Annotated in this window: 11 protein-coding genes and 1 tRNA gene; 6 read left to right on the forward strand and 6 right to left on the reverse strand. The window is 55.8% G+C overall.

The annotated features are described in order from the left end of the window. The first annotated feature begins 5 nt into the window (after window positions 1–5). Entirely contained in the window at window positions 6–3,209 is a 3,204-nt protein-coding gene (locus LW884_06845; GenBank protein ID MCE3008044.1) for an efflux RND transporter permease subunit, read from the forward strand. Window positions 3,210–3,324: 115 nt separating this feature from the next. Here the strand turns inward: LW884_06845 and LW884_06850 are convergent, their stop codons facing one another. From LW884_06850 to LW884_06875, 6 genes are all read right to left on the reverse strand, one after another. Next, on the reverse strand, window positions 3,325–4,485 hold the full coding sequence (locus tag LW884_06850; protein MCE3008045.1) for a hypothetical protein: 1,161 nt from the start codon (window positions 4,483–4,485) through the stop codon (window positions 3,325–3,327). Window positions 4,486–4,516: 31 nt separating this feature from the next. Beyond that, on the reverse strand, window positions 4,517–6,379 hold the full coding sequence (locus LW884_06855; GenBank protein ID MCE3008046.1) for a tetratricopeptide repeat protein: 1,863 nt from the start codon (window positions 6,377–6,379) through the stop codon (window positions 4,517–4,519). A 127-nt stretch (window positions 6,380–6,506) separates the two neighbouring features. Further along, window positions 6,507–7,814 (reverse strand): O-acetylhomoserine aminocarboxypropyltransferase/cysteine synthase, encoded by a 1,308-nt coding sequence (locus LW884_06860; protein MCE3008047.1) that lies wholly within the window; start codon window positions 7,812–7,814, stop codon window positions 6,507–6,509. A gap of 272 nt (window positions 7,815–8,086) precedes the next feature. Continuing rightward, window positions 8,087–8,881 carry an SDR family oxidoreductase gene (locus tag LW884_06865; protein MCE3008048.1) on the reverse strand — a complete coding sequence of 265 codons (795 nt, stop codon included), beginning with the start codon at window positions 8,879–8,881 and terminating at the stop codon, window positions 8,087–8,089. A 149-nt stretch (window positions 8,882–9,030) separates the two neighbouring features. Beyond that, window positions 9,031–10,236, reverse strand: a complete 1,206-nt coding sequence (locus LW884_06870) for a pyridoxal phosphate-dependent aminotransferase (GenBank protein ID MCE3008049.1) — start codon at window positions 10,234–10,236, stop codon at window positions 9,031–9,033. Between the two features lie 214 nt (window positions 10,237–10,450). Continuing rightward, window positions 10,451–10,822: a hypothetical protein gene (locus tag LW884_06875; protein ID MCE3008050.1), complete on the reverse strand. Its 372-nt coding sequence runs from the start codon at window positions 10,820–10,822 to the stop codon at window positions 10,451–10,453. Between the two features lie 129 nt (window positions 10,823–10,951). Between LW884_06875 and LW884_06880 the strand changes: the two genes are divergently transcribed. The 5 genes from LW884_06880 to LW884_06900 all read left to right on the forward strand — a co-directional run bounded on the left by LW884_06880 (window position 10,952) and on the right by LW884_06900 (window position 19,699). Beyond that, window positions 10,952–11,530, forward strand: coding sequence for a hypothetical protein (locus LW884_06880; GenBank protein ID MCE3008051.1), 579 nt, complete (start codon window positions 10,952–10,954; stop codon window positions 11,528–11,530). Between the two features lie 37 nt (window positions 11,531–11,567). Beyond that, window positions 11,568–11,642, forward strand: a tRNA-Val gene (locus LW884_06885). Between the two features lie 160 nt (window positions 11,643–11,802). After that, window positions 11,803–13,917 (forward strand): hypothetical protein, encoded by a 2,115-nt coding sequence (locus LW884_06890; GenBank protein ID MCE3008052.1) that lies wholly within the window; start codon window positions 11,803–11,805, stop codon window positions 13,915–13,917. Further along, on the forward strand, window positions 13,850–14,668 hold the full coding sequence (gene prmA, locus LW884_06895; GenBank protein ID MCE3008053.1) for a 50S ribosomal protein L11 methyltransferase: 819 nt from the start codon (window positions 13,850–13,852) through the stop codon (window positions 14,666–14,668). The genes LW884_06890 and prmA overlap by 68 nt, the downstream gene beginning before the upstream one ends. Window positions 14,669–14,704: 36 nt before the next feature. Then, a complete protein-coding gene (locus LW884_06900; protein ID MCE3008054.1) occupies window positions 14,705–19,699 on the forward strand; it encodes a hypothetical protein in 4,995 nt (1,664 codons plus the stop codon). Window positions 19,700–20,330: the final 631 nt, after the last annotated feature.

The following is a 20,330-nucleotide window of genomic DNA, read 5'->3' on the forward strand; positions in this document are numbered from 1 at the left end:
GAGACATGTCGTTTACCGAACTCGTTGTAAAAAGGCCCACCCTCGTGGTGGTCATCTTCACGGTGCTGGGCATACTGGGTTTCTTTGGCTACCGCCTATTGAAGTATGAGCTGCTGCCCGATGTGTCCTTTCCGGCCATTTCGGTGGTAACTGTATATCCGGGTGCCAGCCCGAGTGAGGTGGAGAACAACCTGACCCGGAAGATAGAAGATGCTACCTCCACCATCTCCGACCTCAACTTCGTAAAAAGCCAGAGCCTCCAGGGCTTCAGCTTTGTGCAGCTGGAGTTTGACTACACGGCAGACATAGACGTGGTTACCCAGGACGTGCAGCGAAAGATAAATGAAATAAAGGACCAACTGCCCGACCAGGCCGAGGAACCCCTGGTGATCAAGTTTGCCTTCAACGAGATGCCCATCCTGCGCCTGGGCGTATCCCAGGGGGTGTATGACAGTAGTAAGGTTGCCGGAAAGGCGCGTAAAACGCTGACGGATAAAGAACTGTACCAACTGGTAAAGGACCAGATAGCCCCACAACTGAACAAAATATCCGGTACGGGCCAGATTACCCTCATAGGGGGAGATGAGCGCGAGATACGCGTAAATGTGGATACCGACAAGCTAAAGGCCTATGGCCTAAGCCTGGCAAATGTGGTACAAACCCTACAGACCGGAAACCTGGACTTCCCCACCGGGGATGTAAAGACCCGGGATAACCAGCTGGTAGTGCGGGTGGCTGGCAAGGAGCCCCAGGTAAGCCGGCTGGGCGACCTGCGTGTGGTAACCCCCCCGGGCTATGCGGGCGAGGTGTATGTGCGAGACCTGGCCGAGGTGGTAGATGGAACCCGCGACTACCAGAACATTAACCGCATCAATGGCCTGAACAGCATAGGGATGCAAATACAGAAGCAGAGTGATGCCAATGCAGTGGAAACGGCCAAAATGCTGCGCCAGGAAATGGCCCGGCTGGAGACCGAGTATGCCCAAATCGGCCTGAAGTTTGACATTGCCCAGGATGGAACCGAGTTTACCATAGAGGCCGCAGATGCCGTGGAGCACGACCTGATGATGGCCATCCTGCTCGTAGCGCTGGTCATGTTCCTCTTTCTGCACAGCATCCGAGACAGCTTTATTGTCATGGTTTCGCTACCCAGCTCCATCATCTCGGTCTTCCTTGTCATGTATGTGCTGGACTTTAGCCTGAACCTGATGACCCTGCTGGCCCTCAGCCTGGTGGTAGGCATCCTGGTGGATGACAGCATTGTGGTGCTGGAGAACATACACCGCCACATGGAGATGGGCAAGACCCGCCGCAGGGCAGCCGTGGATGGCCGAAACGAGATCGGTTTTACGGCCATGAGCATTACCCTGGTAGACGTGGTGGTCTTCTTGCCACTGGCCCTGGTGGGGGGCATGATTGGCAACATTATGCGCGAGTTTTCCATCGTGGTGGTATTCAGTACCCTGATGTCGCTCTTTGTGTCGTTTACCGTAACACCTGTGCTGGCCAGCCGCTTTTCCAAGGCCCCCAACCTGCAAGGGCCGGGCTTGATGAATGCCTTTGGCCGGTGGTTTGAGGCACAGTTTGGCCGGCTGGTCGATCTGTACGACCGCTTCCTGCGCCTCAGCCTGCGCCGAAAGCGCTATGTAGTGCTGGTGGCCTCTGCCCTGTTCTTCCTCAGCTTTTTTATTGCAGGCCGCTATATTGGTTTCGAGTTTATCAAGCAGGCCGACCGGGGCCAGTTCTCCCTGCTGGTAGAGCTGCCCAATGGCACCCCCCTGGCCCGCACCAACCTGCTGAGCCAGCAGGTAGAGCAGGCCCTGCTACGAGATAGCTTGGTAACCAAAGTGATCGCAAAGGTGGGCGCCAGCGACGAGGGCTTCGACTTCCTGCAGGGCACCAGCTACTACGTGGATATGACCGTGCAGCTGGTAGACCAGGATAAGCGAAAAGATAAAACCCTGAAGGTAAGCCAGCGCCTGAAAAATGAGCTGGCGCGGCAGTACCCGGGGGTGGACTTCAAGGTACGCCAGATTGGCATATTCGGCACCGCAGATGAGGATCCGGTGCAGTACATCGTATCCGGTGCCAATCGCGACTCCGTTGCTGCCTTTGCCAACCGATTGGCCGAGATGGTGCGCAAGAGCCGTGGTGCCGTAGACGTGGATATCAGCACGAAGCGCGGCAGCCCCGAGCTGAATGTGGATGTAGACAAGCAGAAGATGTCAGAGCTGGGCATCACCACCGCCGATGTAGGCACGGTGCTGCAAACAGCCCTCACCGGTTTTGATGAAGTGAAGTTTCGTGATAGAGACACGGAATACGACATCCGGGTGATGGTGGATGCCTTCGACCGGCAGAGCGAGGAAGACCTGGGCAACCTAACGGTACTATCTGCCACCGGCGAGGCCGTGAAACTGAAAGATATAGCCCGCATCAGCCGCACCGAGGGTCCAGCCAAGCTGGAGCGCTATGGCCGGATCCCCTCTGTAACGGTCAAGAGCCAGGTAATGGGGGTAACCGAGGGGGATGTGGACACACAGGTGCGGGCCCAGCTGGCCGAAGCTGGCGGCGTGCCCCCCGGCATCAAACTAGATGTGTATGGCAACCTGAAAAATGGGGCCGATGCCGGCAGCAGCATGGGCCTGGCCCTGCTGGTGGGCATCACCTTTATGTACCTGATTATGGTGGCACTGTACAACAGCTATTTCACACCCTTTGTCGTCATGTTCAGCCTGCCACTGGCCCTCATTGGTGCCTTCCTGGCTGTGGGCCTGGCCAAGGATAGCCTGAGTATCTTCACCATGCTGGGCCTCATCATGCTGATGGGCCTGGTGGCCAAAAATGCCATTCTACTGGTAGATTTTGCCAACGCCGGAATTGAAAAAGGTATGAGTGTGCTGGATGCCCTGGTAGAGGCAGGCCGCGAGCGCCTGCGGCCCATCTTTATGACCACCTTTGCCATGGTGTTTGGCATGCTGCCCATAGCCCTGGCGGCCGGGGCCGGGGCCGAATGGAAGCGCGGGCTGGCCTGGGCGCTTATCGGCGGGCTTACCAGCTCCATGTTCCTCACCCTCATTGTAGTGCCCGTGGTGTACAAGATCCTGCATGGCTGGCGCGAGTTCTTCCGCCGAAAGCTGGGCCGAAGTACCCCCCATACGGAGGAAGAAGATGTAGAGCAAGCTGTAGAGGCTGCCCTCCCTTCCTAATCGCGTATTGCGCGTATACCCAATACAATACAAGTGCCCACTTCGGTGGGCTTCTTGTTTTACGTGTGCATAAGGGTGTATGGGGATGGATAGATACCAGCCAGTTTAGCCCGTGCTAGCCGCCCACAGCCCGCCCTAGCCTGGGCCCCAGGGCCAGGTAGAGTAGCAGGGGCAGTAGCATCAGGTAGTAGCCGGTAAGGGCGGCCAGCAGGGCAAAGGGGAGCGGAACAAGCAGAAGCAGCGCCCAGAACAAGCGCGGTGCCCGCATGCCCCGCCACACGGCCAATACCCACAGGGGCCCCACACTACACAGAATAGCTATCCATTTCCAGAACGGCTCGTACAGGGGTAGCCAGAACAGTAGGTAGCTGTGCAGCGTACGCGCCAGGTAGTGGCCCGGGCGTGCCCGTACGTCTGCCCGGGCTAGGGCTAGTAGGGTGTCTTCCTCGGCCAGGGTAGCTGTGCCATAGTATACCTGGTGCAGTGGCTGGCCAGTGGCCTGGGTATACACCCGGTGCTCCAGGTCTGTGGGGCCATATAGTGCGCTCTCCCCTTTCCAATACTGGATGCCTGCGCCGGTGGCCACGGGTATGAAGCGGTGGAACACCCAGGCATTTCTCAGGGTCCAGGGTAGCAGGCAGGCCGTGCACAGCAGCAGTACACACAGGCTGGCCCGCCAGCGGGGCAGCAGGCCCAGGGCCACCAGTGGGGCGGCCACCAGCAGGGTAGCATGGGTGAGGGCTAGCAGCCCACACAGCAGGCCCAGTAGCACCGCCCCCCTCCTCTTCGGCTGTTTGCAGTACACCACCCAGGCCCAGATGAGCAGGCAGAGCAGGGCCGTGGCCAGGGGCACAAAGGTGCTGGCCCGCACAGCCGCCAGCAGCAGGGGGTGCAGGGCAAAGGCCCAGCCCAGCCAGCGGATCTGCCTGCGGGTACTGCCCGCTGTGCGGGCAGCCTGGCACAGTGCCCACAGCCCCAGCACGTGCAGGCCGGTAGTAAGCAGTAGCCACCAGCCATACCAGTGCTGCGCGTCCCAGCTGGCCAGCAGCATAAGCAGGCTGGGCAGGGGTGGCCGGTTGTGCACGGCAGGTCCGGTGGGGGTGTAGGCCCATCGGCCCGCCTCCCAGACGGTGCGAGACAGCTGCAGGTAGCCGTCGGTACCGGCATAGGGCCGGTGTATGCCCGCCAGCGGCACCACCTCCCAGGGGGTGGCAGCCCAGTATAGCAGGCCCAGGGCCAGCCGCAGGGCCAGGGCGGAGAGCAGCAGCGTGCGCATCTGCTAAAGATACAGTTTCGGACCGCAGCTGCTAGCCGCCAGCTCCATTTAGCCGTATGCCCACCAGTGCCAGGTCGTGGCTGGGGCTATGCTCGGCCAGCAGCACATCCAGTCTTTCCTCCAGCTCCACCCGCTGTTTCTGCATGGTGCGGCCGTGCAGGCTAGTTAGCAGCTGCAGGATCAGCTGATGTGTGAGGGCATTTTTGCCGGTGCCAATGTGGCCAAGCGCATCGTTCCATAGGTAGATCCGGTCCACGTCCTCCAGCGGCAGGCTGCGGGTGTTGAATTTTTCGGCCCCACCCCCTATGGGGTGTTTGTCGCCCTGCAGTACAATGTGCTTGCCCCCGCTGAAGAGATGCAGGGGCAGGTTTACTCCACTGAACTGCAGCTCCTCCAGCCCGGGGTCTATTACTACAAAGGCAGCGTTTACCGGGTTGGCTACCAGTTGCTGCTGCCAGATGGGATTGTTCATTACCTCTTCGTTCAGCTTGTGCAGCATCTCGCCACTGCTTAGCAGGGGGGCTCCATTCAGTATGTGGCGCGTCATGTGCGTCAGCATGGCTACCAGGGCGTAGGTAGCGGCTTCATCATTGGGGTACTCTAGCAGGCCCAGTAGCTTGCGGTCTTCCGTTTTGTGCAGCCACATCACCGTCTGGGGCACCACCTGCATGGGCCTATAGTACATGAAGCTGTCCGGAAAAAAGTCCAGCAGGTCTTCTTCGGTAGCAAAGGCACCTTCCTGCATGCGCAGGCTCTGGCGCATGGCGGCCTCCAGGCGGTCTTTCTGGTCAGCCAGGTTCTCTGCCTCCAGTGTTTTTTCGTAGAAGAGCTGCTCGGCCTGCAGCACCTGGTAGCGTAGCTGCTCCAGCTGCTCTCGGGTGTCCAGGCTGCCCTGCATCTCCGTGTTCACGTTCAGGTGCATGCTGGTTTGCACCCCTATTACTTCGCGCTGCAGCTTGTGGTACTGCTTGTAGTGGTACAGGGCCTCATGGTGTTCGTTTATCTTTTCATACAGCTGGCTTAGTGCCTTGTGCGCCTGGTACTCATTTTCCTTGTTGCCTATCTCCCGGGCCAGGCTTAGTGCCTTCTCTCCATACTCCAGGGCATCGGCATAGGCACCTGCGGCATTGTGCACATGGCTCATGTCTACATACAGGCTGCCCATGGCCTGCTTGTCTCCTATCTCCTCTTGTATGTTCAGCGCTTCCCAGAAGTTTAGCAGGGCTTTGCCTTCCTTTCCAGTCTTTTGGTATAGCAGGCCCATGCTCTGCAGCACCGGTGCCAGTGTGGCGGGGTTGTCGTGTTTTCGGGCATTCACCTCTGCTATCTGGAGGTATTTCAGGGCTTTATCTGTGTCGCCACGCTTTTCGGCCACATTGCCCAGGGTGGTGTAGGCTATGGCCAGGCCGTGCAGGTCATTCAGGGCATGAAAGGCTTCTTTGCTCTGCTCGGCATACTCTTCGCAGGGGTCCAGCTGCCCCAGCTTGTAGTACACCGTGGCCAGGTTTATCAGGGTATTGGCTGTTATGGGGTCTATCCGGGTGCTGTTTCGCTGGCGCAGGGCCTCCAGGTTCCAGCGCAGGGCCAGGGTATAGTTCCCCATTTTCTGAAAAGCGGCTGCCAGGTTGCTGGCCGTGTGTATTTTTCCCTCCTCTTCGTCCTGTGCCTTGAAGAGCTCGTAAGCCGCGCTCAGAAATTGTACAGCCTCTCGGAAGTCGCACAGAATAACGTTGCCTGCCCCCAGGATTCGCAGCGCTTGTGCCCGGGCCTTTGGGTCTTCGGCCTGCTCTGCCAGCGCCAGGGCCTGCCGGGCCAGCCTACAGGTCTCCAGCGGGTTTTCATAACGCAGTGCATGTGCCTGGGCAAGTAGCTGATCAATCTCGGGAGAGGACATGTGCAGAGATAGGGGGTTCTGCACAAAAGTAGGGATTTAGCTGCTAGTATGTGGATACACAAAGTGGCCCCAAACGAAGTCTGGGGCCACTTTTTTCTTTCAATCAGATTGGTGCTACCAGCACTTTTTAGGCGCGTACGGCCACTTTTTGCAGAGCCTGCTCAAAGTCGGCCTTCAGGTCCTCTATGTGTTCTATGCCCACAGATACCCGAATCTGGTCTGGCAGTACGCCAGCAGCACGCTGTTCCGCCTCGGCCAGCTGCTGGTGGGTGGTGCTGGCGGGGTGGATGACCAGGGTTTTGGCATCGCCCACATTGGCCAGGTGGCTTGCCAGTTTCACCTCGTTGATAAAGGATACGGCGTGGTCATACCCGCCCTTCAGCCGGAAGCTCAGTACGCCCCCATAGCCACGCTTCAGGTACTTCTGTGCCAGTGCGTGGTAGGGGCTGCTGGGCAGGCCCGGGTAGTTTACGGCCTCCACAGCCGGGTGGCGTGCCAGCCATTCGGCCAGAGCCTGGGCATTCTCCACGTGCCGCTGTACACGCAGGCTCAGCGTTTCCAGCCCCTGCAGCAGCAGGAAGGCGTTGAAGGGGCTGAGGGCCGAACCGTAGTCGCGCAGACCCTCTACCCGTGCGCGGATGATAAAGGCAATGTTGCCAAAGGGGCCATCGGTGCCAAAGGTGTCCCAGAAGTTCAGACCATGGTAGCCGGGGCTAGGCTCGCTGAACACTGGGTATTTGCCGTTGCCCCAGTTGTAGTTTCCCCCGTCTACAATGATGCCCCCCAGGCTGTTGCCATGCCCGCCAATCCACTTGGTGGCGCTGGCCACTACTACGTGGGCTCCATGCTCCAGGGGGCGGAAGAGGTAGCCTGCCGCACCAAAGGTGTTGTCTACCACCAGGGGCAGGTCGTGCTTGCGGGCCACGGCAGCTATGGCCTCAAAGTCCGGAATGTTGAAGCCCGGGTTGCCAATGGTCTCCAGGTAGAGGGCACGGGTGTTTTCGTCTATCAGGGCCTCAAAACTCTCGGCCTTGTCTCCGTCGGCAAACTTCACGGTGATGCCCAGGCGGGGGAATTGTACCTTAAACTGATTGTACGTGCCGCCATACAGGTAGCTGGTGCTTACGATGTTTTGGCCAGCGGTTACCAGGTTGGTGAGTGCCAGGAACTGGGCTGCCTGCCCGCTGCTTACGGCCAGGGCTGCCACGCCCCCCTCCAGGGCGGCTATGCGTTTCTCCAGCACATCGGTGGTGGGGTTCATCAGGCGCGTGTAGATGTTGCCAAACTCCTTCAGGCCAAAAAGGTTGGCCCCGTGGGTATGGTCATCAAACACATAGCTGGTGGTCTGGTAGATAGGCACGGCCCGGCTACGGGTGGGGTCTTCCTGGGGTGCATGCCCGGCATGCAGCTGTAGGGTTTCGAAGTGATGGCTCATTTTATTTTCTTTTTTGTGATTACGCTACAAAACTACGGCACCAGGCTACTGGATGCAAGTGTTTTTTGAAATAAAATTCTATATTTTTATTTTAATCAATTTTTAGTTTTTAATATATCTTATTTACATCTTATTATTAAAATAAAATTTTGATTTACATGTGATTTGCGCCATGGCCTGCAGCATTGGGCCAGGCTGCAGTACAAAACAAGAAGGAGGCACAAGCACTGGGCTCATGCCTCCTTCGGGCGTAGATGAGGTATTGGGGTGGCCTAGGCACCCAGCAGCTCGGGGCTTACCCCCATGCTGCTGAAGCCGCCATCGCTGTACAGGTTCTGCATGGTGATGCGGCGGGTATAGTTGCTAAACAGCATGATGCACAGGTTTGCACAGTCGTCTGCCGTGGCGTTGCCCAGGGGGCTCATCTTCTCGGCAAAGTCCAGCATCTCCTGGAATCCCTTTACGCCACTGCCCGCTGTGGTGGGGGTGGGGCTTTGGCTGATGGTGTTTACCCGTACCTTGGCCTTCTTGCCATAGTAGTAGCCAAAGGTGCGGGCATAGCTCTCCAGCAGGGCCTTGGCCTCGCTCATATCGCTATAGTCTGGGAAGGTGCGCTGAGCAGCCACATAGCTAAGGGCCACTATGCTGCCCCATTCGTTGAATAGATCGCGCTGGTAGGCCAGCTGCATCATCTTGTGGAAGCTGATGGATGAAATGTCATACGTCTTCTGCAGCCAGTCATAGTTCAGGTCGGTGTAGGCCTTGCCCTTTCGCACGTTTACACTCATGCCTATGCTGTGCAGCAGAAAGTCGACTTTGCCAAACTGCTCACTTGCCACATCATATAGCTTGTTCAGGTCCTCCAGGCTGGTGGCATCTGCCCCCACTATCTGGCTGCCTGTCTTTTCGGCCAGCTCATTCAGCTTGCCCATGCGCAGGGCTACAGGTGCATTGGTCAGCAGGATCTGCGCACCCTCGGCATGTGCCTTTTCGGCTACTTTCCAGGCTATGGATTGCTCATCCAATGCGCCGGTGATAATCCCTTTTTTTCCGTCTAGTAATCCCATTTCTTTCAATAGTTAATGATGCACAGGCTAGTTCGCCGCGAATATACAGCATTTTGGCAGCAGCCCGGTAGGGCCTGGGGTATGGCAGCTAGCGTGCTTAGCCCGCGCGGTCGGTGCAGTATGCCCTTGTGTGCAAATGCACCTGTGGCCTACTGTGCAGCCCTGTCGGCCAGGTGGGCCTGCTGCGTGCGGCCCGGGTACTGCTGCAGGGCCAGGGCCAGCACGCGCATGGCCTGCTCCAGCTGGGGGCGCTCCAGCACATAGGCAATGCGCACCTCCTGCTTACCCAGGCCTGGGGTAGCGTAGAAGCCGGTGCCGGGTGCCAGCATCACGGTGCTCTTTTCCTGCTCAAATTCCTCCAGCAGCCACCGGCAGAAAGTGTCTGAGTCGTCAATCGGCAGCCGGGGCATTACGTAGAAGGCGCCGCTCACATGGGGGCAGGTTACACCGGGCATCTGCTGCAGGGCACTGAGCACCGTGTTTCGGCGAGCCACATATTCGCGGCGTACTTCGTCGTAGTAGCTGTCGGGCAGTCGGCATAGGGCCTCGCTGCCCACCTGGCCCAGGGTGGGGGGGCTTAGGCGGGCCTGTGCCATGCGGATGGTGGCATCGTACACGGCTTTATTCCGCGTGATGAGGGCACCGATACGCGCCCCGCAGGCGCTCCAGCGCTTGCTTACGGTGTCTACCACCACTACCTGCTGCTCCAGGCCCGGCAGGCTCAGGGCACTTACAAAGGATTCGCCATCGTAGGCAAACTCCTGGTAGGCTTCGTCGCTGATCAGGAACAAATCGTGCGCCAGCACCAGTGCCCGCAGCTTCTCCAGGTCCTGTGGGTTGTACAGCTTGCCCGTGGGATTGCTGGGGTTGCACAGCAGGATGGCTTTGGTCCGGGGGGTAATCAGTGCCTCAAACTGACGGATATCCGGCAGATCAAAGTTATCCTCCACGCGGGTGGTAATGGGTACCACTTTCACGCCGTTTTCCAGTGCAAAGCCATTGTAGTTGGCATAGAAGGGCTCAGGGATGATGATTTCATCTCCCGGATTGAGGCAGGCTGCCAGGGCGAAGCGGAGTGCCTCGCTGCCCCCGGTGGTTACCAGTATCTCGTCGGCCTGTATGTGTAGCCCGTGGCGCTGCTGGTAGTAGGTGCCCAGTGCCCGCCGATAGCTGATGAGGCCTGCCGAGTGGCTATATTCCAGCACGGGTGTGTCGCAGTAGCTGCGCACAGCATCCCAGAATGGCTGGGGTGTGGGCAGGTCGGGCTGCCCGATGTTCAGGTGATATACGTGCACACCCCGGGCTTTGGCAGCCTCGGCATAGGGCACCAGTTTACGGATCGGCGATGGGGGCATGGCAAGCCCACGTTGAGATATCTGTGGCATAACTTGGCTAGGGTTCTCTATTGATCTGCAAAGATAAAGCCAAACGCTGCCCGGCTAGTCTTTTTTGCCAGATTTCCAGAACTTATGGCAGTATTCCACGTGTCCTCTCTCAGTACAGGTGCTGCTGCCAGTTCGGGTTTTAGTCCCTTCCGTGGCATCGTCCGCTGGCTGCTGCTTGCTCCCGCTACCGCCGGATCTCGGTTTTCTGCCGCTTGTTTTCCATATTCCGGTATTTCATTTTCAGGTACAGCTTGGGGTGCAGGTTTAGGCTCTGGCTTAGCTCGCCGCTTTCGGGCACCAGGCTTACTACCTTTATTTTTTCCTGAACCGGGTTCATGTAGCGTAGTTTCACCTCCGATCCGGGCTTCAGGTTCTTTAGTGTGAGCTGGTGTGGGTTTTTGCCTTTCCCAAAATCCGGATCCAGAATTTCCTTGCCATCCAGCATCACCACCGGGCGGCGAAACTCATAGGTCTCTGCCGGGGCCTCTTGCGCATAGCCCCTGCCAGTGAGCATAGAAACAAACAGCAAGGCAAATAGAAACAGCGATGTCTTCATGGATTTCAGTTTTTAATGTGTGGTAAAGATAAGCAAGAAGTGTACCAAAAGGTAGGTATGCGGCCAGGTGCTACCACGGCTTGTTATCGCACTTTTTGGGGTTGCAGGCAGAAGCCGTACCTTTGCCCAATGAAACCCCTATATGCCGCCCCCGGCCCGGACACGCTGGCCTGCCCCGCCTGCGATACCCGCTTCCTGGGTGCTACAGATTTGCCCCTGTACATCCGGGGTGCGCAGCTGGTGGAGATGCTACAGCTGGGCGACCAGACCATCCGGCTGGACGGCCAGCTGAGGCTGAAGCTAGACCAGCTACTGGCCGCCGGAGACTATGATGTGGAAGACACAGCGGTGCTACAGCTGAGCGGACGGGTGGAGTGCCCTGCCTGTGGCCACCATAGCGACTGGCAGCTACAGCGCCCAGAGGCCGACCTGATGTATAGCCGCTACCATGTGCAGGCCCTGGAGCCGGAGACCGCCCCGGCTACGCAGCAGCAGCTGGAGGTACTACAGCTGATGGCCGTGCGCGACCTGCAGGCACAGCTGCGGAAGGACGAGGCACCCAAGGATCTTTCGAACCAGCCAGACCTGGAAGCCCTGTTTGCCTACCTGGCTCAGTATACCTTGGCCCGGCTGGCCTATGCCCCCGCGCCCCTGGCCGGGGTTCGCTACTACGCGGTATCGCTGGCAGGTCGCCCCGATAGCGATTAGCATTTCGCTCATTTCTTCTATTTTTGTGCCAATCCATGGGTTGTTAGCTCAGCTGGTTCAGAGCACTGCCTTGACAGGGCAGGGGTCAACGGTTCGAATCCGTTACAACCCACCCCGGTTGTAGCCATGCTGCCGCGGGGCAGTGGTACATCTTTTTACTTTTCTTTTGCCTGGTCTCGGCAAGGGTTACACAGAGCCGAGGAAAATGCCCCTAAGTGCACTGATCTAAAATAGATTCGCTTTAGACTGAAAGGTCGCCGCGCACTGTTGTTATGACCATTTACTACTTGCAGTTTGCCTGGGGGCTGGTAGCTATTCCGCTACTGGCATTTATGTTGGGCACATTCGGCCTCAGGCTCGCCGGCCTCCTTACCCAAACAACGCCCGCCGCACCCAACACGCTGCCGGGGCTTTTTTACCGCCTGCTACTGGGCACGGTGCTGGGCGTGCTGCTATACGCCCTGTACAAGAGCGGCTTCAATACAATCCTGAGCGGGCTATTACTTACGTTTGGCCTTGCACTTATTGGCTTTCGTCGGTATGACAAACCTGTAATTGGGCATGGAGAAGGCAAGCCTAAGCCTATTCAGGCAGGCCCTGCAATTTTATTGGGAGGCGTCTACCTCCTGTATATGGGGATTTATTTCCTCTCAAATCTAAACGGACATCCCGATCTGCCATTTATTAGCTCGCAAAGCGACCATGGCTTTTATGCGCAGATAGGCAAGAACCTGTCTGAAGGTTTAGCAGAAAACAGGCTTCCGGTCTACACGTTACTTGAGCCCAGTCAGTACGGAAATGCCATGTATCACTATTTTGATTCGTGGACTTCGGCTGCATTTTCGGATCTTACAGGGCTTCCCGGTCTCGAAACCATACAAACCTATGAACGGGCCTGGTTTCTGTTTATCACCCTGCTTGGGGTTTGCTCGGTTGTACAATGGTATAGCGCACTTTCATACTGGGTTCTTCTCTTTATTTCGCTCTCCATTATTGGCCAAACATCACCTGTATTCTATGATTTTCTTCCTCCAAAGCACCATGCCGGCCTACATGATTATGCCTTGTTTCTGAGACCATCTTATCTCACAAAAGTATCTTATTTAGCTGCATTCTTTTCTTTGATTCTCTTGCTATGGAAGAGGAAGATGAGGGTTCTATCTGTGTGCATCAGTACAGGGCTTGTTTTTATATCTGGCGCCTTAGTTGTCTGGACTTTTTCTTGTTTCTATCTCACTTCATTTCTGCTATTTAAGAAAAATTTTACGAATAAAGGAAAACCATGGGACAAGTTATTTTATGTAACTTTTTCGGTCATTTCTGTGTCTTTATTCTACTATATTTTCTATAATATTACAACTATTCAAGGTGGTAGTCATAAAAGCATAGAAAGTTTAGATTTTTATATTACTATAAAATCTATCGCGACCTTTGAGTTTTTGAGAAGAGAAATTATTTATCTGGGCTTTCTGTTTTTTTCTACACTTCCATGGGTTATTTTGGTTCTTTTATTTGCCCTTCAGAACAAAACTAGATTTAGGGATCTATTCCCGATTACAATTAAGATTGGGTTGATACTTTTTGTTATTCTGTTTCTATTGGGTAGTGTAAGCTCCTTTCTCGTTAAGGGAATTTTGTTTGGAGATTCCGATCAACTAACGAGATTTAGTTTCCTTTCGCTTTATTTGATTCTTCTAGTATTGATTGCTGTTCATTTTCATAGATTTTCGATTCCATTAAGATTTTTATGCTACGTCGTTGTTATATTAGATCTGTATCATTCGTTGGTTTCGCTCAATACACATAGATCGATAAGTTCAATGCCGCCCGATAGTACATTCTCAGATTCTTTTTTTGAGGAGGTAGCACTACAAGACCATAAGAGCAAAGTAGGCGGCTACATTCAGGATACTTCATCCAATAGGTATATAGACATTTTTACCACCTCCTATTATACGGACTTTATTTTTGAATTGACTGTTCTCCCAAATTATTATGGTTTTGTAAGTCTTTTTGATGATGAGATAAACTGGGATTCCACAGATGCCGGGCAGAATGCCACTCGAAACATACTGTTCTACCTGAACTACAAGCAGCGCCCGGAGAACAAAGGGCTTACCAGAGATCAGGTTCGCTTCAAGCTAGTTCAAGAGTATAAACTGGATTGGGTGGTAACAGACCCGGGCATGGCTTTGCCATCTTACCTGAAACCCCATCGAAGAAGTAAAGTGTGCGATCCTAAAACCGGATTTTGTATACATTACTTGAACCTGAAGTCGCTACTTGCGGCCCCCTTACCTGCCGATACCACGATTCGCGATGCTACAAGTAACCCTGAGCCCATGCCCCGAACCCCAGCAGGAGCTGCTGATAGCCGAGCTGGATGACCTGGCCTACGACAGCTACTGGCAGCAGCCCCACCAGATGGTGGCTTATATAGCCGAGACAGACTTTGACGAAGCAGCCCTGCAGGCGGTGCTGGCCCATTACCCCGGCGTGCAGTATTGTAGGGAGGAGATGCCCGAGCAGAACTGGAACCAGGCGTGGGAGCAGCACTATGAACCCATTGCCATACCCGGGGTGTGCTACATCCATGCGCGCTTTCATCCCCCGGCCCAGGGCTATCCCACCGTGCTGTGCATCCAGCCCCAGATGAGCTTTGGCACTGGCCACCATGCCACCACCCGCCTGGTGATACAGGCCCTGGCCCGGCAGCAGCAGCCCTATGGCCGCGTGCTAGACATGGGCTGCGGCACGGGCATACTGGGCATATACGCCCTGGCCAATGGCGCCGAGCGCTGCGATTTCTACGACATAGACCCCCAGTGTGTAGAAAACACCCGCGATAACCTGGCACTGAATGGCCAGCAGGCCCACTGTGTGCAGGTGGGCGAGCCTGCGGCCATACCGGACGGCACATTCTATCATACCATCCTCGCCAATATTAACCGAAACATTCTGCTACAGCATGCCCCGGCCTATGCACAGTTGCTACAGCCCGGCGGAAGTTTATATCTTAGTGGATTCTACACCTATGATGTGCCCCTACTTTCCCGGCACGTTCAGGCCTTGGGCCTGGCGCTGGCGGATCAGTGGGCTGAGGGGGAGTGGGCGTGTCTGCGGTTTGATAAGGGTTGACAAGAGAAACGAACACAAGCACCAGCTCCTCTCTCCATGCGCTATTCAATTGTATTTCTACTGTGCTGGCTGCCGGGCCTGGTGATGGCGCAGCTGACAGGTAAGGCCGACACCTTTGGCCAAGAGCTGGCCACTGAGGTGGTAAAACTGCGAAGCGACGGACACAACCAGTGGTTGGGCCATTACCTGGCCTTCTACGAGAGCGACACGCTGAGCGACAGCGAACGCACCCTGATAGCCAAGACCCTGGGCCTGCTACTCCGGGAGCCGGGCTACAAGCTGGTGCCACATGGCCTGCTGCTGCTGGACATGACCCACTTGCTGAAGGATAGTGTGCTTTCCATCCGCCTACCGCTGGATAACTACCTCAAGGTCATTTATGTGGCCCGTGGCGGGCTGGCGGCAGAGGGGCAGTTTCAGCGCTATAACGACCGCCTGGCCCAGGTACTAGGCCAGGGCCTGCTGTACGATACGCAAAAATCTCGCTGGACCGTGGAGGCAGACTCTGCCAGGCTGGTAGCACAGAAGCAGTACGACGCCAAGCGCAAGATAGAGGTTATAGAGCCGCTCCTCCGGCTGGATCGTGCTTTTCTCCACTACGAGGATGCCTATACCCGCGGCACCCTGGCCGAAACAAATGCGCTGTACCACCCCCTGCGCTGGCTGTGGGAGGGGCAGGGAGGCACCTATGCCTGGACGCGTGCCGGCCTGGACGGCGGGGCCGTATACTGTAGCCTGAAGAGCTATCGGATAAACTGTGCCGAGACCGCCTGGACGGCAGACTCGGTAACACTGACCTATGCGGGTGGGCCGGCTGCTAAGCTGGCCGGTAGGCTGGTCGAGGATTTTGCCCAAGGTGGGGACCCGGAAAGGCTACAGTACCCCCAGTTCTACAGCCAGGGCGAACGCGTAGAGATTCCCAATATCCTGCCAGGGGTAGACTATGTGGGCGGTTTTGCGCTGAAGGGGAAACATCGATATGGCAGCAGCGATGACCGGCATGCGGCTGAGCTGCGGATCAAGCGCGCCGACACCCTGGTGCTGCGCGCCCAGCTAAGAGAGGTAAGCCTGGAGGATCCACAGATCAACCAGAAGTTTGTACGCGCATCACTCCTGCTACCCGGCGGAGACTCGCTGTATCACCCCATGATCGACCTGTTTTTCGATACCGGAACCCGCCAGCTACGCCTCCTCATAGACCGCGACTCGCCGGCCAGCTGGCAGCCCATCTACAGCAGCCACCACCGCATGGAGTTCTACATAGATGAGGTGAGCTGGAACCTGGCCAATGATACCCTGCACTTTGGGTCGGCCATTGCACAGGAGTGGAAGAAATTTGCCCTCCAGAGCCAGGACTGGTTCGATGCGCAGACCTACATGAAGCTAAACGGAACTCAGTACTTCAATCCCATCGGGATGATTTACAAAGTGTATCTGGAGGACCTAAAGCGCCAGCGCGAAGCAAAGAGAGCCAGCCAAGTGCGCCAGAAGCAGATACAGCAGCGCCAGGCCGAGGCCGAAGACCAACTGAGTGGCTTTGAGTGGAATGACAGAAGCAACGAAAACACGCAGGAAAACCCGGGCAGCCTGGATTTTGCCGACTTTGGGTCGGAATGGAATGTGGGCAGCCAGGAAGACGAGGAGATAGCGGAGGAATATGAGCAAGAAGCGCAAGAGGAGCAGGACGAAAGCTATGGGTCGGTAGAGGTTTTGCCCGCCAAGTCGAATCCCACAGAAGTTAAGCAGGCTCCCGATGCCAAGACGCAGACCCTGGAGGTACGGCCCCACTACGACTATAGCGTGGATGAAGTCCTGCGGCGCTTTGGCCACGAGAAGAGCAAGGCGAGTTTTCTGGAGCAGCTGCGCATCCTGTCGGGTGCCGGTTTTGTGGACTTCAACCGACAGACCGAGATTATCACCATACGCCCCAAGCTGATCCGCTGGGGTGCCAGCATAAACCACTGGCGAGACTATGATAAGCTGGTGCTACAGACCTATGTGGAGGGTGGAGACAATGCCTACCTGCTGTACCCTAGCAAAGAGATAAACATGCGTGGGGTAGAGCTCTTTTACCTAAACGATAGCGTGCTCGTATCGGCCTACCCGGAGAGCTATAAAGTGAGCGTGTATGAAAACCGAACACTGGACTGGGCTGGTGGGGTAAAAGCTGGGAAGGCAAACCTGGAGGCTAAGGGGCATTCGGCTTTTCGATACTCCTATGCCGATAACAAGATTGACTGCGACTCTATAGACTACATACGTTTTGTACCCGAGCGAGACAAATTCTACCAGCCAGACCAGCTAAGTAGCCGCGTACTGCGTGCGCTGAAGCGCCTGCGCATAGAGGACATTACCGGCGCCATCTACATTACCCAGCCCAACAATAAGAGTGCTTACAAGCCGCATGGTATGTACCCGGTGTTCGATAGCCATACCGAAGCCTTTGTGTACTGGGACGAGGAGGACGTACAGGCCCGGCAGTATAGCCGAGACAAGCTACATTTTATCCTCGATCCCTTTGTGATAGACAGCCTGGAAACTTGCGACCTCCGAGGGCTGGAGTTTCTGGGCGAGTTTGAATGTGCCGAGATATTTGAGCCTTTTCGAGATACGCTAAAGCCCGTGGCAGACGACACCTATGGCGTGCACCAGCTAACGCCGCCAGCGGGCTGGCAGGCCTACCAGGGCAAGGGACGGTTTTATAACGAGCTGACCATGGACAGCTATGGCCTGTGGGGAAATGGGAAGATAGAATACCTGGCCTGCCAAGCCGAGAGCGATACCTTCACGTTCCACTTTGATAGCGTAATGGCCAAGACGAGAAACCTGCGGCTACAGGACGGAGCCCACGGAGGGGCTAGCTATCCGGATATCTCTGTGGCGCACTGCAAGTATACCTGGTACCCCAAGGCAGAAAGACTGGTGCTGGAGAGTGCGTACAAGGAACCGTTTGTTTTTTACAACGGAACCGCGGAGTTTCTGGGAAGAATTGTGATAACGCCCCGGGGTGCCTATGGCGACGGGGTGCTGACCATGGGAGATATGCAGCTGGAGAGTGATTCGATCGACATGAGCGATAGCAAGCTGACGGCTGCTGCTGGTACCCTGCGTGTGGCCGACCCAAAGCTGCCCACACGCCTGTACTTCCAGGCTGAGAATTCGGTTCTCGAATATGATGTAAAGGAGGGACAAGCCAACTTCTATAGCCGCGAGCCAGGCGTGGCAAACAATAGCTTCCCAGGCCTGCAGTACCGCACCTCGCTGGGCAAGGGCCACTACAATCATAAAACTGCCGAGATCAGCCTGGCAAGCAACACTACCAATCCCCAGCTGAATTTCTTTGAGAGTACGAATCCGGCCATGCGGGGCCTCCGTTTTGAGGGCCAGGTTGCCCTATTTGATACCCTGAACCAGCGACTGGAAATCAAGGAGGCAGATAGCATACACGTGGCCGATGCCATCCTCTACCCGGATAGTGCACAGGTAACCATCCTGCCTAGTGGTAAGATGAATACCCTGAATAATGCACGCATTGTCTTTGATGACAGCACCCGCTACCACCAGTTGTATAGCGCCGTAGCCGATATCCAGGATGCCTACAACTATAAGGCCAAGGCCAGGTACCTGTATGCCAATGTATTGGGCCAGCCACAGGAGATCTACTTCAATACCATCAAGGTGCTAGGAGATAGCCTGAGCGTGGGCTATGGCGAAATACTGGAGGCAGACAAGTTTTACTTATCCGAAAAAATACTCTTCCGCAACACCGCCACCATAACGGCCAATCAGCGCTTCCTGGCTTTTGAGGGAGAGGTGAAAGTAGAGTTTGATAACCCCACCTTTGATGAATGGATCGCCTTCAAGGATGGATTTGTAAACCCGGATACGGTAATTGTGAAGATAGATGCCCAGAAACTACGCGGAAAGTCGGTAGGGATGAGCTACTATGCCTCGCTGCGCAACCGGTACTTCTACCAGCTATTCCTGGAGCAGAAGAGCGCCAGCCAGGCCAAGGATCGAGATATATTGACAGCCTATGGCGCCCTAACCTATGACAAGAGCGTAGGAAAGTTTCGGATAGGCCCTACGGATAAGCTACTAGGCAAGAGCTTTTTGGGCAATGTGATGGAGACCGACGACAGACTGGAGGTGAAGACCGCCCGGGGCCTGATGGCCTGGCCCGTGCCGGATAACCCACTGGCCAACACCCTGAAGATGCGCGTAGCGGGCGCAATGACCCAGCATGGCGACCCCGAAAAGATGGATGGGCAGGTAAGCATTACCCTGGACTTTCCCAAGGACCTGCGAAGCGCCTTCTACAAATATGGCAGTCGTATGGTGCGAGATGGCTTCAACCAGTTTCCTGCAGACCTGTCTGCACGGCACACCCAGGAGTACCTGTCGGAGCTGATGGTAGCAGGCAAGGAAACCGAGAAGCCCGATGAGCTACCTAGCCAGGTATGGCTGGAACAAGCCCCAAAGCTGGACGACCTCGCACAGCTGAAGCTAGGCCAGTATATGGAAAACGACCTGGTGATAAGCGGGCTGAAGCTGCGCTACTGCCCGGCTGCCAATGCCTTCTACACCGCAGAAGATGCCAACCTGCTGGCAATGGCTGGCGAAACGCTGAACAAGCAGGTATCTGCTCGAGCAGCATACGTGTTTGGTCGCCCCGACGCGCGTGGAAACCAACGGGCCGATACCCTTTTCCTCTACATTGGCTGGGCTAACGATTTTGAGTACCTATACCTGGAGGTAACCGAGGGCTACATAAAGGCGGTAAGCAGCCACATAGGCACCACCCAGGTGCTGGAGGAGCAGCTGCTGAAGATGCAGAAAAAACCCGACGACTATCCCTACCAGCTGGTGATAGGCAAGGAAGATGATAAGACCCTGTTTTTCAACCGCTTTAGCCTAAAGTATTCTCCCTCGGCCTGCGAGCGCAGCTCGGCCTACGAACAAGGGGCCGAAGACGAGAGCCCTGAAACCCAGCCCGATGAAACCCCGGATGCAGACAGCCCAGCCCGATGAGGGCGAACATGTAGGGACCGACACCGCCGGAAGAGCCCCAATGAGCTGATAAACTCGATTCCAGAATTCGATTTCTGTACGTGCGTATGCTTTCGTCCAGATCTTACTCCCTCTAACCAACGGCAAGTGGGAGCGCCAGCTCGGATGCGATTGGCTGCTTTGTATGTCATCTGCATGGGCCGAAACATGAGGCACTGTTTCGCGGCATTAAGCCCCTGTTCTGGAGAATGCTTCCAGCTAGAGAGGCCTCTAACAACATAAATCACCATTCTTGCGCATACTTTTGCCTATCTTGCCTCAGTCTGAAGCTGCCTGTCGATGAAGATAAAAGTACCCATGCACCGGTAAGCGGAGCCAGCGGTACTGGCCGCCTGTCACCTGGCTCTGGTATACCTGGTGGATACTTGGTTGGGCACATGCCCGGGGTGTAGGCGCTTTTTCACTCGGAATGGATCTCGTCAGATTTTTGCGTAGGATACGGGATCTTTGTTTCTTTCAGTTCTTCTAACCATTCATTCCCTATGGCCATCTACTATCTGCAATTTCTTTGGGGCCTTATCGCAATCCCAGTCCTAGCCTATACCGTAGGTACCCTTACGCTGAAGGGACTTCGCTTTCTAACAAAAACTCA

Source organism: Bacteroidota bacterium, from assembly GCA_021300195.1.
Taxonomy (GTDB): Bacteria; Bacteroidota; Bacteroidia; order J057; family JAJTIE01; genus JAJTIE01.

Coding starts and splice junctions, on each gene's coding strand:
- LW884_06900 (MCE3008054.1), top strand. CDS start 14,705: ATGCGCTATTCAATTGTATTTCTACTGTGCTGGCTGCCGGGCCTGGTG.
- LW884_06855 (MCE3008046.1), bottom strand. CDS start 6,379: ATGTCCTCTCCCGAGATTGATCAGCTACTTGCCCAGGCACATGCACTG.
- LW884_06845 (MCE3008044.1), top strand. CDS start 6: ATGTCGTTTACCGAACTCGTTGTAAAAAGGCCCACCCTCGTGGTGGTC.
- LW884_06870 (MCE3008049.1), bottom strand. CDS start 10,236: ATGCCCCCATCGCCGATCCGTAAACTGGTGCCCTATGCCGAGGCTGCC.
- LW884_06875 (MCE3008050.1), bottom strand. CDS start 10,822: ATGAAGACATCGCTGTTTCTATTTGCCTTGCTGTTTGTTTCTATGCTC.
- prmA (MCE3008053.1), top strand. CDS start 13,850: ATGCTACAAGTAACCCTGAGCCCATGCCCCGAACCCCAGCAGGAGCTG.
- LW884_06865 (MCE3008048.1), bottom strand. CDS start 8,881: ATGGGATTACTAGACGGAAAAAAAGGGATTATCACCGGCGCATTGGAT.
- LW884_06890 (MCE3008052.1), top strand. CDS start 11,803: ATGACCATTTACTACTTGCAGTTTGCCTGGGGGCTGGTAGCTATTCCG.
- LW884_06860 (MCE3008047.1), bottom strand. CDS start 7,814: ATGAGCCATCACTTCGAAACCCTACAGCTGCATGCCGGGCATGCACCC.
- LW884_06850 (MCE3008045.1), bottom strand. CDS start 4,485: ATGCGCACGCTGCTGCTCTCCGCCCTGGCCCTGCGGCTGGCCCTGGGC.
- LW884_06880 (MCE3008051.1), top strand. CDS start 10,952: ATGAAACCCCTATATGCCGCCCCCGGCCCGGACACGCTGGCCTGCCCC.